At 58.0% G+C, this 12,827-nt stretch carries 12 protein-coding genes; 10 read left to right on the forward strand and 2 right to left on the reverse strand.

Going from position 1 to position 12,827, the window contains the following annotated elements; translation table 11 throughout:
- The first annotated feature begins 34 nt into the window (after positions 1-34).
- Both queE and AB6V08_RS20360 read left to right on the forward strand, forming a co-directional pair.
- On the forward strand, positions 35-706 hold the full coding sequence (gene queE / locus AB6V08_RS20355) for a 7-carboxy-7-deazaguanine synthase QueE (RefSeq protein ID WP_368544622.1): 672 nt from the start codon (positions 35-37) through the stop codon (positions 704-706).
- Between the two features lie 137 nt (positions 707-843).
- Positions 844-1,629, forward strand: coding sequence for an SDR family oxidoreductase (locus AB6V08_RS20360; protein ID WP_368544659.1), 786 nt, complete (start codon positions 844-846; stop codon positions 1,627-1,629).
- A gap of 38 nt (positions 1,630-1,667) precedes the next feature.
- Here the strand turns inward: AB6V08_RS20360 and queD are convergent, their stop codons facing one another.
- Positions 1,668-2,030 (reverse strand): 6-carboxytetrahydropterin synthase QueD, encoded by a 363-nt coding sequence (gene queD / locus AB6V08_RS20365; RefSeq protein ID WP_146750635.1) that lies wholly within the window; start codon positions 2,028-2,030, stop codon positions 1,668-1,670.
- A gap of 308 nt (positions 2,031-2,338) precedes the next feature.
- On the opposite strand from queD, the gene cysJ reads away from it, so the two are divergent.
- The 3 genes from cysJ to cysH all read left to right on the forward strand — a co-directional run bounded on the left by cysJ (position 2,339) and on the right by cysH (position 6,666).
- Positions 2,339-4,144, forward strand: a complete 1,806-nt coding sequence (gene cysJ / locus AB6V08_RS20370; RefSeq protein WP_368544623.1) for an NADPH-dependent assimilatory sulfite reductase flavoprotein subunit — start codon at positions 2,339-2,341, stop codon at positions 4,142-4,144.
- The gene (cysI, locus tag AB6V08_RS20375) at positions 4,144-5,856 is read left to right on the forward strand and encodes an assimilatory sulfite reductase (NADPH) hemoprotein subunit (RefSeq protein WP_368544624.1); all 1,713 of its coding nucleotides are present in this window, start codon (positions 4,144-4,146) and stop codon (positions 5,854-5,856) included. Before cysJ ends, cysI begins: the two co-directional genes overlap by 1 nt.
- Before the next feature lie 75 nt (positions 5,857-5,931).
- Positions 5,932-6,666, forward strand: coding sequence for a phosphoadenosine phosphosulfate reductase (gene cysH, locus AB6V08_RS20380; RefSeq protein WP_368544625.1), 735 nt, complete (start codon positions 5,932-5,934; stop codon positions 6,664-6,666).
- Positions 6,667-6,787: 121 nt separating this feature from the next.
- Here the strand turns inward: cysH and AB6V08_RS20385 are convergent, their stop codons facing one another.
- Positions 6,788-7,831, reverse strand: coding sequence for an aminopeptidase (locus AB6V08_RS20385; protein WP_368544626.1), 1,044 nt, complete (start codon positions 7,829-7,831; stop codon positions 6,788-6,790).
- 246 nt (positions 7,832-8,077) lie between these two features.
- Here AB6V08_RS20385 and cysG point away from each other — a divergent pair, with 246 nt between their 5' ends.
- The 5 genes from cysG to AB6V08_RS20410 are packed head-to-tail and all read left to right on the forward strand — an operon-like array spanning position 8,078 to position 12,765.
- Positions 8,078-9,427 (forward strand): siroheme synthase CysG, encoded by a 1,350-nt coding sequence (gene cysG, locus AB6V08_RS20390; protein WP_368544660.1) that lies wholly within the window; start codon positions 8,078-8,080, stop codon positions 9,425-9,427.
- 9 nt (positions 9,428-9,436) lie between these two features.
- The gene (gene cysD / locus AB6V08_RS20395; RefSeq protein ID WP_008499613.1) at positions 9,437-10,345 is read left to right on the forward strand and encodes a sulfate adenylyltransferase subunit CysD; all 909 of its coding nucleotides are present in this window, start codon (positions 9,437-9,439) and stop codon (positions 10,343-10,345) included.
- A 9-nt stretch (positions 10,346-10,354) separates the two neighbouring features.
- Positions 10,355-11,779, forward strand: coding sequence for a sulfate adenylyltransferase subunit CysN (gene cysN / locus AB6V08_RS20400; RefSeq protein ID WP_368544627.1), 1,425 nt, complete (start codon positions 10,355-10,357; stop codon positions 11,777-11,779).
- Positions 11,779-12,384, forward strand: coding sequence for an adenylyl-sulfate kinase (gene cysC, locus AB6V08_RS20405; protein WP_368544628.1), 606 nt, complete (start codon positions 11,779-11,781; stop codon positions 12,382-12,384). Before cysN ends, cysC begins: the two co-directional genes overlap by 1 nt.
- Before the next feature lie 57 nt (positions 12,385-12,441).
- Positions 12,442-12,765 (forward strand): DUF3561 family protein, encoded by a 324-nt coding sequence (locus AB6V08_RS20410; RefSeq protein WP_368544629.1) that lies wholly within the window; start codon positions 12,442-12,444, stop codon positions 12,763-12,765.
- Positions 12,766-12,827 lie beyond the last annotated feature (62 nt).

Consider the following 12,827-nt stretch of genomic DNA (forward strand, 5'->3'; position numbering starts at 1 on the left):
ATAATTACCCATTACCCCCATAACAGAGATGACTATGCAGTACCCGATTAACGAGATGTTCCAGACCCTGCAAGGCGAGGGTTACTTTACCGGCGTTCCCGCTATTTTTATTCGTTTACAGGGATGCCCGGTTGGCTGCGCCTGGTGTGATACCAAACATACGTGGGATAAACTCGCAGATCGGGAAGTGTCGCTGTTTAGCATTCTGGCTAAAACCAAAGAGAGCGATAAGTGGGGCGCGGGCAGTGCCGAAGATCTGCTGGCGATCGTCGGTCGTCAGGGATGGACGGCGCGCCATGTGGTGATCACCGGCGGTGAGCCCTGCATCCACGACCTAACCCCGCTGACCGATCTTCTCGAAAAAAATGGCTATAGCTGCCAGATTGAAACCAGCGGAACCCACGAAGTGCGCTGCACCCACACCACCTGGGTGACCGTTTCCCCGAAGGTGAACATGCGTGGGGGTTACGACGTGCTCTCGCAGGCGCTGGAGCGTGCCGATGAGATTAAACACCCGGTAGGGCGCGTGCGTGACATCGAAGCGCTGGACGAACTGCTGGCGACCCTGTCAGACGAAAAGCAGCGTATCATTGCGCTTCAGCCTATCAGCCAGAAGGAAGATGCAACGCGTCTGTGCATCGAAACCTGTATCGCCCGTAACTGGCGCCTGTCGATGCAGACTCATAAATATCTCAATATTGCCTGATTATATTTCTTAAGCCGGACAAGGATATTCGTCCGGCTTCGCATTTATTCTGCCTGTATTATCTTTGATGATTATTTAGCGAAAGTCAGTCTGTTTTATTTCATATTTATGTTTACTTAAGGATAGCGTTAAACATGATATCAAATGAGTTGATCAACGCATTTACGATGGACTTTTTCTCTTTAAAAGGAAAAACGGCAATCGTGACGGGCGGTAATAGCGGCCTGGGGCAGGCGTTCTCCCTCGCGCTGGCAAAGGCAGGCGCAAACCTCTTCATTCCCGGCATCAGCGATGACAATGCAAAAACCCGTGAGCTCATTGAACAGCAGGGTGTTGAGGTCGAGTTCATGCTGGCGGATATCGCCGCTGACGGCGCGCCGCGGCAGATCATCAGCGCCTGCTGCCGGCGCTTTGGCACCGTCGATATCCTGGTCAACAACGCCGGGATCTGTAAGCTCAATAAAGTGCAGCGCTTTGGCCGCGCCGACTGGGATCCGATGATCAATATTAATCTGACCGCCGCATTTGAGCTCAGCCACGAAGCGGCAAAAATAATGATCCCAAAATCCAGCGGTAAAATAATCAATATTTGCTCGGTATTTTCTTATCTCGGCGGGCGCTGGTCTCCGGCATATTCTGCAACTAAACACGCGCTGGCGGGATTAACCAAAGCGTATTGCGATGAATTAGGCCAGCATAATATTCAGGTCAACGGGATCGCGCCGGGCTATTACGAAACGGAAATAACCGCCATTACGCGCAGCACGCCGAAAGAGAATAAGCGCGTTCTCGACCATATTCCCGCTAACCGCTGGGGCGAGCCGCAGGACTTAATGGGAGCGGTGATTTTCCTGGCAAGCCGAGCGTCTGATTACGTTAACGGGCATATTCTGGCGGTGGACGGCGGATATCTGGTGCGCTAGGGGAAAGCTGCCGCCATGCCGGGCATGGCGGAAGAGGACTACTCGCCGCGATAAACGCAGCCTGCGGTGCAGGTTTCTTTAATCATTACGGCGCTGAGCAGCGGCACCAGAGGCTTCATCTGATCCCAAATCCATTTTGCCAGCACTTCGCTGGTCGGATTTTCCAGACCCGGGATGTCGTTCAGGTAGTAATGATCGAGGCGATCGTAGGTTGGCTTAAATGCGGCCTTCAGTTCGGCAAAATCCATGATCCAACCGGTATGCGGATCGACTTCACCCGTGATCTCAAGGCGCACCATAAAAGAGTGTCCGTGCAGACGGCCGCATTTGTGTCCGGCAGGGACGTGCGGCAGATGGTGTGCAGCTTCGAAGATGAAATCTTTAAACAGTGTGGTGGACATCGTGAACTCTCAAGTAATGCGGAAAAAACCGCCGCATAGTACTGGAAAGCACATTTTTTCGCATTAACTAAAACGGCCTTTACCTGTGCACGCGCGGCACGGCGGGATTTATGCGTTTTTTGTATATATATTTCAATGAATTAGATAATCGGTTTTATTGCTAAGAACGACAACTAAAACAGGTTAGTCCATTTGGTTATTTATTATTTCCATCCCTTCTTTAATTGTTATTATCCCCGCCGTTAACCTTATCTTCAGTTTGGATTTATTCGCTTAAAGTCCGCTTTGCTACTGGAACATAACAACGCATGACAACACAGGCCCCACCATCAAACTTGCTTCCTTTGAACCCGGAGCAACTGGCGCGCCTTCAGGCTGCCACCACTGATTTTTCACCCACCCAGCTTGCCTGGGTTTCCGGCTATTTCTGGGGGATGCTCAACCAGCAGCCTGGCGCTGTGGCGGCGGCTCCCGCGTCTGCCGTAGAAATTCCGGCCATCACGCTTATCTCTGCCTCCCAGACGGGCAACGCCCGCCGCGTCGCCGAAGCGCTGCGTGATGACCTGATTGCTGCTCAGCTGAACGTGAACCTGGTGAACGCCGGGGATTATAAATTCAAACAAATCGCGTCAGAAAAGCTGCTGGTGGTTGTCGCCTCAACGCAGGGCGAGGGCGAGCCTGCGGAAGAAGCGGTGGCGCTGCACAAGTTCCTGTTCTCGAAGAAAGCGCCAAAGCTGAACGGCACCGCCTTCGCGGTGTTTGGCCTGGGCGATACCTCCTATGAATTCTTCTGCCAGTCCGGCAAAGACTTCGACAGCAAGCTGGCGGAGCTGGGCGCAGAGCGCCTGCTGGACCGCGTGGATGCTGACGTGGAATACCAGACCGCCGCCGCCGAATGGCGCGCGCGCGTGGTCGAGGTGCTGAAGGCGCGTGTACCGAAAGAGACGCCGGCGCAGGCTGCCGTGACCGCGTCAGGCACCGTCAATGAGATCCACACCAGCCCGTACACCAAAGAGGCGCCGCTGACGGCGAGCCTGTCTGTTAACCAGAAAATCACCGGTCGCGACTCCGAAAAAGACGTTCGCCATATCGAAATCGATCTCGGTGATTCCGGCCTGCGCTATCAGCCGGGCGATGCCCTGGGCGTCTGGTATCAGAATGACCCGGCGCTGGTGAAAGAGCTGGTTGAGCTGCTGTGGCTGAAAGGCGACGAGCAGGTCACCGTCGAAGGTAAAATCCTGCCGCTGTCGGAAGCGTTGCAGTGGCATTTCGAGCTGACCGTCAACACGGCCAACATCGTTGAGAACTACGCCACCCTGACCCGCAGCGAATCCCTGCTGCCGCTGGTGGGCGATAAGGCAAAACTGCAACACTACGCGGCCACCACGCCAATCGTCGATATGGTGCGTTTCGCTCCGGCGCAGCTGGATGCCGACGCGTTAATCGGGCTGCTGCGTCCGCTGACGCCGCGCCTTTACTCCATTGCGTCTGCCCAGGCGGAAGTGGAGAGCGAAGTCCACGTCACCGTGGGCGTGGTGCGCTACGACATCGAAGGCCGTGCCCGCGCGGGCGGCGCGTCCAGCTTCCTGGCCGATCGCGTGGAAGAAGAGGGCGAGGTGCGCGTGTTTATCGAGCACAACGACAACTTCCGCCTGCCCGCCAACCCGGAAACCCCGGTGATTATGATTGGCCCGGGCACCGGCATCGCGCCGTTCCGCGCCTTTATGCAGCAGCGCGCGGCAGATGAAGCGCCGGGTAAAAACTGGCTGTTCTTCGGCAACCCGCACTTTACCGAAGATTTCCTCTACCAGGTCGAGTGGCAGCGCTACGTGAAAGAGGGCGTGCTGTCGCGCATCGATCTGGCCTGGTCCCGCGACCAAAAAGAAAAAGTATACGTACAAGACAAACTGCGCGAACAGGGCGCAGAGCTGTGGCGCTGGATCAATGACGGTGCCCACATTTATGTCTGCGGCGACGCCAATCGCATGGCGAAAGACGTTGAGCAGGCGTTGCTGGAAGTGATTGCCCAATTCGGCGGTATGGATGCCGAAGCGGCGGATGAATTTTTAAGTGAGCTGCGCGTAGAGCGCCGTTATCAGCGAGATGTCTACTAATGAGCGAAAAACATCCTGGCCCACTGGTGGTCGAAGGCAAACTGACTGATGCCGAGCGCATGAAGGTTGAGAGCAACTACCTGCGCGGCACCATTGCCGAAGATTTAAATGACGGTCTGACCGGCGGTTTTAACGGCGATAACTTCCTGCTGATCCGTTTCCACGGCATGTACCAGCAGGACGACCGCGATATCCGCGCCGAGCGCGCCGAGCAAAAGCTGGAGCCGCGCCACGCGATGCTGCTGCGCTGCCGTCTGCCGGGTGGGGTGATCACCACCAAACAGTGGCAGGCGATCGATAAGTTTGCCGGCGAAAACACCATTTACGGCAGCATCCGTCTGACCAACCGTCAGACCTTCCAGTTCCACGGCATTCTGAAAAAGAACGTCAAGCCGGTTCACCAGATGCTGCACTCGGTCGGGCTGGACGCGCTGGCGACCGCCAACGACATGAACCGTAACGTGCTTTGCACCTCGAACCCGTACGAGTCCGAGCTGCACGCCGAAGCCTACGAATGGGCGAAGAAGATCTCCGAGCACCTGCTGCCGCGCACCCGCGCCTATGCGGAGATCTGGCTCGATCAGGAAAAGGTCGCGACGACGGACGAAGAGCCGATCCTCGGCCAGACCTACCTGCCGCGTAAGTTTAAGACCACGGTGGTGATCCCGCCGCAGAACGATATCGATCTGCACGCCAACGACATGAACTTCGTGGCGATTGCCGAAAACGGCAAGCTGGTGGGCTTTAACCTGCTGGTGGGCGGCGGTCTGTCCATTGAGCACGGTAATAAGAAGACCTACGCCCGCACCGCGAGCGAGTTCGGCTTCCTGCCGCTCGAGCACACCCTGGCGGTGGCGGAAGCGGTGGTGACTACCCAGCGCGACTGGGGTAACCGTACCGATCGTAAAAACGCGAAAACCAAGTACACCCTTGAGCGCGTGGGCGTGGAGACGTTCAAAGAAGAAGTTGAGCGTCGCGCGGGCATCAAGTTTGAGCCGATCCGTCCTTACGAATTCACCGGTCGCGGCGATCGCATCGGCTGGGTAAAAGGTATCGACAATAAATGGCACCTGACGCTGTTTATCGAAAATGGCCGTATTCTTGACTATCCTGGCCGTCCGCTGAAAACGGGGCTGCTGGAAATTGCTAAGATCCATAAAGGCGAGTTCCGCATTACCGCCAACCAGAACCTGATCGTGGCCGGCGTGCCGGAAAGCCAGAAGGCGAAGATCGAGAAGCTGGCGCGGGATCACGGGTTGATGAACGCGGTGAAGCCGCAGCGTGAGAACTCCATGGCCTGCGTGTCGTTCCCGACCTGTCCGCTGGCGATGGCCGAAGCCGAGCGCTTCCTGCCGTCGTTCACCGACAAGGTGGAAGCGATTCTGGAAAAACACGGTATCCCTGATGAGCATATCGTGATGCGCGTAACCGGCTGTCCGAACGGCTGCGGCCGCGCGATGCTGGCGGAGCTGGGGCTGGTAGGGAAAGCGCCGGGTCGCTATAACGTCCACCTTGGCGGTAACCGCATGGGGACGCGCATTCCGCGGATGTATCGCGAGAACATTACGGAACCGGAAATTCTCGACGCTATTGACGAGCTTGTCGGGCGCTGGGCGAAAGAGCGCGAAGCGGGTGAAGGCTTCGGCGACTTTACGGTGCGTGCGGGCATCATTCGCCCGGTGCTCGATCCCGCGAGGGATTTCTGGGAGTAATATCCCGGAGATTTATTGGTTTTGTAGGCCGGGCAAACGCAGTGCCGCCCGGCAAAACAGGCAAACGAGGTTCTTATGTCCGTACTCGATCTACACGCCCTGAACGACCTGCCTAAAGTCGAACGCATTCTGGCGCTTGCCGAAACCAACGGTCAGCTTGAAAAGCGGGACGCCGAAGGGCGCGTTGCCTGGGCACTGGAAAATCTGCCGGGTGATTATGTGCTCTCGTCGAGTTTTGGCATTCAGGCGGCGGTGAGTTTGCATCTGGTGAATCAGGTTTGTCCGGGCATCCCGGTGATCCTCACCGACACCGGCTACCTGTTCCCGGAAACCTACCAGTTCATTGATGAGCTGACGGACAAGCTGAACCTGAACCTGAAGGTTTACCGCGCGGAGCAAAGCCCGGCCTGGCAGGAGGCGCGCTACGGTAAGCTGTGGGAGCAGGGCGTTGAGGGCATTGAGAAATACAATCAAATCAACAAAGTCGAGCCGATGAACCGGGCGCTGAAAGAGCTGAACGCCCGGACCTGGTTCGCCGGGCTGCGTCGGGATCAGTCCGGCAGCCGGGCGTCGCTGCCGGTGCTGGCTATCCAGCGCGGGGTGTTCAAAGTGCTGCCGATTATCGACTGGGACAACCGGACGGTGTACCAGTATCTGCAAAAACACGGGCTTAAGTACCATCCGCTGTGGGATGAGGGCTATCTGTCGGTGGGCGATACCCACACGACGCGCAAATGGGAGCCGGGAATGGCGGAAGAGGAAACGCGGTTCTTCGGGCTCAAGCGCGAGTGCGGGCTGCACGAGGGGTAATTCCTTCTCTTGTTTCCCCTCACCCCGGCCCTCTCCCCAAAGGGGCGAGGGGGAAAAGACGGCTCCGAGCGCTCCCCTCTCCCCTATGGGGAGAGGGTTAGGGTGAGGGGAAAATAACGCATCAGGCTTTCCCCGCCTTCGCCAGCTCCTTCACCAGCGGCAGCATCACCTTCACCACGTCGCGGCTGCGGTGCTCAATCCGCTGCGGCAGCGCGCTGTCGATATGCTGCTGATTATCCAGCCTCACGTCATGCCAGCTCGTCCCGTTCGGAAACGCTTTTGACTTCGCGCGCTGCTGATACCCGTCTTTCTTACCCAGCGCCCAGTTGGTGGCTTCGACGTACAGCACCGGAATGCCCGCCTTATCGAACACCTCGCCGTCGTTACAGCAGCCGGTGCCTTTAGGATAATCCGGGTTGCCGCCGGGATTGCTGGTGGCGTAAATGCCGAGGCTGCGGGCAATGGCCAGCGCCCGGTCGCGGGTTAATTTGCGCACGCTGCTTGGGGTGCTCTGTCCGCTATTAAAATAGAGCTTATCGCCGACGATCAGATTATCGAGATTGATCACCAGCAGCGTATTTTTCTTCTCTTCTGCGCTCATGCGCTTAAGAAGATTCTCGGCGCCGAGCTTTCCTTCTTCTTCACCGCTGGTGGCAACAAAGCGAATGCCGTACTGCGTCGGGATATTCTTCAGCCGTTCAGCCAGCTCGAGCATCACCCCAAGCCCGGCGGCGTTGTCGTCTATGCCCTGTAGGGTCAGGCCGCCGAGGTTGTTATCGGTGTCGGTATCGCTCATCGGCGCGAAGGTATCCAGGTGCGCCATGATAACGATCTGCTCGTCCGCTTTCCCCTCGTGGGCGGCAATCACGGTGCTGCCGGTCACGTTGTGCCAGTTTTTGGCATTATTACGCGAGGTATAAATGTAGCGGCTGTGGAAGGCCCGGATGTCGCTCTGGTAGCCCATCTCCGCGAACTGCTGGCGGATATAGTCGGCAGAGAGCATTTCGGCGGGCGTGCCGGTCATACGGCCCGGGAAGACCGTCGCAATATGGCGCGCCTGCATGCTGGCGATGTCACCATAAGGTTGATTTTTTGCCTGAGCCGGAAGGATAAAGCAAACGCCGAGCGCCAGGGCTGCAATAAGGTGGCGCGTTGCGGAAAACATAGTGAGTCCTTAAAAACAGAGCAAAATTTTAGCTGGCTTAGTATGAAACTGTGACCCGGTATACACAATTTGAATTGCGCTTAAATGCCGGAAATTTCGCGTGTTAAGCACTTTTTGATATTAGCTTTTTCAGCGCGTTATTCCATTGAGTAACTACTCATTCCAATTCGTAATTTCATTCGGTCTAAGCCGCCCCCTATAGTCCCATTATTCCTGGTTGTTAGTGAGTTGTTGCTTGTGGATTATCTGCCCCTTTTTGCCGCCATCAAAGATAAGCCCGTGCTGGTGGTCGGCACGGGTGAAATTGCCGATCGCAAAATTGCCTTCCTGCATCGTGCAGGCGCACAGGTGCAGGTCGTCAGCGCTGCGCAGTTCGACGAATCGCAAATCGACAGCGTAGTGCTGGTGATCGCGGCAACCGAAGACCGCGAGCTTAACCGCCGGGTGTCCCAGGCGGCGCAGGCGCGTTTTCGTCTGGTGAACGTGGTGGATGATCAGCCGCTGTGCTCGTTTATCTTCCCGTCGATTGTGGATCGCTCGCCGCTGCTGGTGGCGATCTCCTCCGGCGGCACCGCCCCCGTTCTCGCCCGCGTGCTGCGGGAGAAAATCGAAGCCCTGTTGCCGACGAGCCTCGGGCGCATGGCGGAAACCGCCAGCTACTGGCGCAACTACCTGAAAACCCGCCTGAACAGCGTGACGGAACGCCGTCGCTTCTGGGAGCGGGTCTTTCGCGGGCGCTTTGCCAGCCTGATGCACGCCGGAAACGAGGCCGCGGCGCAGCAGCTTCTGGAAGATGAGCTGGAAAATCCGGGCAGCAGCAAGGGTGAAATTATTTTGGTCGGCGCCGGGCCGGGCGATGCCGGGCTGCTGACGCTGCGCGGTTTGCAGGTGATTCAGGATGCCGACGTGGTCTTTTACGACCACCTGGTGAGCGACGGCGTGCGCGAGCTGATCCGTCGCGACGCCGAGCAAATCTGCGTGGGTAAACGGGCGGGGGAGCACTCCGTTCCGCAGCACGACACCAACCAGATGCTGATCGACGCGGCGAAGGCGGGCAAAACCGTTGTGCGCCTGAAGGGCGGCGATCCCTTTATCTTCGGTCGCGGCGGCGAAGAGCTCCAGGCCGCGGCGCAGGCGGGGATCCCGTTCCAGGTGGTGCCGGGCATTACGGCGGCCTCCGCGGTCACCGCCTATGCCGGTATCCCGCTGACCCATCGCGAATACAGCCAGAGCGTGACCTTCGTAACCGGCCACTACAAGCCTGACAGCACGCCGTTTGACTGGTCGCACCTGGCGCAGAGCCGCCAGACCCTTGCCATCTACATGGGCACCATGAAAGCGGCGGAGATCGCCGAACAGCTTATTCAGCACGGTCGCGATGCGACCACGCCGGTCGCCGTGATCTCGCGCGGCACGCGTGTCGATCAGCACGTCGCGACCGGCGTATTACAAGACCTTGCAAGCCTTGCGAAAGACGCCCCTATGCCCGCCCTGATCGTGGTGGGGGAAGTCGTGCAGCTTCACAGCACGCTCGCCTGGTTCCAACACACAACCGACGCAGAAGGCTTTGGCTCTTCTGTCATAAATTTGGCTTAAGGAACGGTTATGGACCAAAAACGACTGACTCACCTGCGGCAACTCGAAGCGGAAAGTATCCATATTATCCGCGAAGTGGCCGCCGAGTTCTCCAACCCGGTGATGATGTACTCCATCGGTAAAGATTCCAGCGTCATGCTGCACCTGGCGCGCAAAGCGTTTTACCCGGGCACGCTGCCGTTCCCGCTGCTGCATGTCGATACCGGCTGGAAATTCCGCGAGATGTACGAATTCCGCGACCGCACGGCAAAAGCCTACGGCTGTGAGCTGCTGGTGCATAAAAACCCGGAAGGGGTGGCGATGGGGATCAACCCGTTCGTGCACGGCAGCGCCAAGCACACCGACATCATGAAAACCGAAGGGCTGAAGCAGGCGCTGAACAAGTACGGTTTTGATGCGGCCTTCGGCGGCGCGCGCCGCGATGAAGAGAAGTCCCGCGCGAAAGAGCGTATCTACTCCTTCCGCGACCGCTTCCACCGCTGGGACCCGAAAAACCAGCGCCCGGAGCTGTGGCACAACTACAACGGCCAGATTAACAAGGGCGAAAGCATCCGCGTTTTCCCGCTCTCTAACTGGACCGAGCTGGATATCTGGCAGTACATCTACCTCGAAAACATCGAGATCGTTCCGCTGTATCTGGCCGCCGAGCGTCCGGTGCTGGAGCGTGACGGCATGCTGATGATGATCGACGACGACCGCATCGACCTGCAGCCGGGCGAAGTGATCAAAAAGCAGATGGTGCGCTTCCGTACCCTCGGCTGCTGGCCGCTGACCGGCGCGGTAGAGTCCAACGCGCAAACGCTGCCGGAAATTATTGAAGAGATGCTGGTGTCCACCACCAGCGAGCGACAGGGCCGCGTGATTGACCGCGACCAGGCAGGCTCTATGGAGCTGAAGAAACGTCAGGGTTATTTCTAAGGAGCCGCCATGAATACCACTATTGCGCAACAAATTGCCGATGAAGGCGGCGTTGAAGCCTACCTGCACGCCCAGCAGCACAAAAGCCTGCTGCGCTTTCTGACCTGCGGCAGCGTGGATGACGGCAAAAGCACTCTGATTGGTCGCCTGCTGCACGATACCCGCCAGATTTACGAAGATCAGCTCTCTTCGCTGCACAACGACAGCAAGCGTCACGGCACCCAGGGCGAAAAGCTCGATCTGGCGCTGCTGGTGGACGGCTTACAGGCCGAGCGCGAGCAGGGCATCACCATCGACGTGGCGTACCGCTATTTCTCTACCGAGAAGCGCAAATTTATCATCGCCGACACCCCGGGGCACGAGCAGTACACCCGCAACATGGCGACCGGCGCGTCAACCTGCGAGCTGGCGATCCTGCTGATCGACGCCCGTAAAGGCGTGCTGGATCAGACCCGTCGCCACAGCTTTATCTCCACCCTGCTGGGGATCAAACACCTGGTTGTGGCGGTGAACAAAATGGATCTGGTGAACTTCAGCGAAGAGAAGTTCGAGGAAATTCGCCAGAGCTACCTGACATTCGCCGAACAGCTGCCGGGCAACCTGGATATCCGCTTCGTGCCGCTTTCCGCGCTGGAAGGGGACAACGTGGCCTCCCAGAGCGCCAACATGCCGTGGTACAGCGGCCCCACGCTGCTCGAAGTGCTGGAAACCGTGCAAATTCAGCGCGTGGTGGATACCCAGCCGATGCGCTTCCCGGTGCAGTACGTCAACCGCCCGAACCTCGATTTCCGCGGTTTCTCCGGCACGATTGCGTCTGGCTCCGTGAAGGTCGGCCAGCGCGTTAAAGTGCTGCCATCCGGCGTAGAATCAGCCGTGGCGCGAATCGTCACCTTCGACGGCGACCTGCCGGAAGCGGGCGCTGGCGAGGCGGTCACGCTGGTGCTGAAAGACGAAATTGATATCAGCCGGGGCGACCTGCTGGTGGATGCCCAGGAAACGCTGGCGGCGGTGCAGGGCGCGGCCGTGGACGTGGTGTGGATGGCGGAACAGCCGCTGACCGCCGGGCAAAGCTACGACATCAAAATCGCTGGCAAGAAAACCCGTGCCCGCGTGGACGGCATTCAGTTCCAGGTGGACATCAACAACCTGACCCAGCGCGAGGTGAGCGAACTGCCGCTGAACGGCATCGGGCTGGTGGATTTAACCTTTGACGAACCGCTGGTGCTGGACGAGTACCAGCAAAATCCGGTGACGGGCGGGCTTATCTTTATCGACAGGCTGACTAACGTCACCGTCGGCGCGGGCATGGTGCGCGAGCCGAACGCTAACGCGGCGGTGGCCTCAGAGTTCAGCGCGTTTGAGCTGGAGCTGAATGCGCTGGTGCGTAAGCACTTCCCGCACTGGGGCGCACGCGATCTGCTGGGAGGCAAGTAATGGCCGCCCATGATGAGAACGTCGTCTGGCATCCTCATCCGGTGACCGTTGCCGAGCGTGAACAGCTCCACGGCCATCGTGGGGTTGTACTGTGGTTTACCGGGCTTTCGGGCTCGGGTAAATCCACGGTTGCTGGCGCGCTGGAAGAGGCGTTGCATCAGCGTGGGGTAAGCACTTACCTGCTGGATGGCGACAACGTGCGTCACGGCCTGTGCAGCGACTTAGGCTTTAGCGATGAGGATCGCAAAGAGAACATCCGTCGGGTAGGCGAAGTCGCCAGCCTGATGGCGGACGCCGGGCTGGTGGTGCTGACGGCGTTTATCTCGCCGCACCGCGCCGAGCGCCAGACGGTGCGCGAGCGCGTCGGCCAGGATCGCTTTATCGAGGTGTTTGTCGACACGCCGCTGGAGATTTGCGAGGCGCGGGATCCGAAGGGGCTGTACAAAAAAGCGCGGGCGGGAGAGTTGCGAAATTTCACCGGCATCGACGCGGTATACGAAGCGCCTGAATCCCCTGAGATTCATCTGAAGGGTCAACAATTGGTAACAAATTTAGTAAGCCAATTATTAGACCTGCTCAGACGGGACGATATTATCAGATCCTGAGACAGTATCGTTCGGGGCTGTCTTCCCGAACGATGAGTCATGGTCACAGGATTAGCTATGCGCAACAGTGAAAACTACATTATCACCGGGTCGGAACCGCTTCCGACAGATGACGAAACGACCTGGTCACTCCCCGGGGCCATCGTCGGCTTCGTGTCGTGGTTACTGGCGCTGGGCATTCCGTTTCTGATCTACGGCGGTAATACGCTGTTCTTCTTCCTCTATACCTGGCCTTTCTTCCTCGCGCTGATGCCCGTGGCGGTGGTTATCGGCATCGCGCTGCATTCGCTCTTCAGCGGCCGGCTCCTCTACAGTATTGTTATTACTATCACCACCGTGGTGGTCATTTTTGGCCTGCTGTTTTTATGGCTGATGGGCTAAGTTAAGACATAATTAAAACCCCAGAGTAGAGTCAGACGGAAAGTTATGGGATGATGTTGCCG

The organism is Enterobacter soli, assembly GCF_964208575.1.
Lineage (GTDB): Bacteria > Pseudomonadota > Gammaproteobacteria > Enterobacterales > Enterobacteriaceae > Enterobacter > Enterobacter soli_A.

Excerpts from the sequence above, each read along its gene's own strand:
- cysC (WP_368544628.1), top strand. The coding sequence starts at position 11,779 with ATGGCCGCCCATGATGAGAACGTCGTCTGGCATCCTCATCCGGTGACC.
- AB6V08_RS20385 (WP_368544626.1), bottom strand. The coding sequence starts at position 7,831 with ATGTTTTCCGCAACGCGCCACCTTATTGCAGCCCTGGCGCTCGGCGTT.
- queE (WP_368544622.1), top strand. The coding sequence starts at position 35 with ATGCAGTACCCGATTAACGAGATGTTCCAGACCCTGCAAGGCGAGGGT.
- cysI (WP_368544624.1), top strand. The coding sequence starts at position 4,144 with ATGAGCGAAAAACATCCTGGCCCACTGGTGGTCGAAGGCAAACTGACT.
- cysJ (WP_368544623.1), top strand. The coding sequence starts at position 2,339 with ATGACAACACAGGCCCCACCATCAAACTTGCTTCCTTTGAACCCGGAG.
- cysD (WP_008499613.1), top strand. The coding sequence starts at position 9,437 with ATGGACCAAAAACGACTGACTCACCTGCGGCAACTCGAAGCGGAAAGT.
- cysH (WP_368544625.1), top strand. The coding sequence starts at position 5,932 with ATGTCCGTACTCGATCTACACGCCCTGAACGACCTGCCTAAAGTCGAA.
- queD (WP_146750635.1), bottom strand. The coding sequence starts at position 2,030 with ATGTCCACCACACTGTTTAAAGATTTCATCTTCGAAGCTGCACACCAT.
- AB6V08_RS20410 (WP_368544629.1), top strand. The coding sequence starts at position 12,442 with ATGCGCAACAGTGAAAACTACATTATCACCGGGTCGGAACCGCTTCCG.
- cysN (WP_368544627.1), top strand. The coding sequence starts at position 10,355 with ATGAATACCACTATTGCGCAACAAATTGCCGATGAAGGCGGCGTTGAA.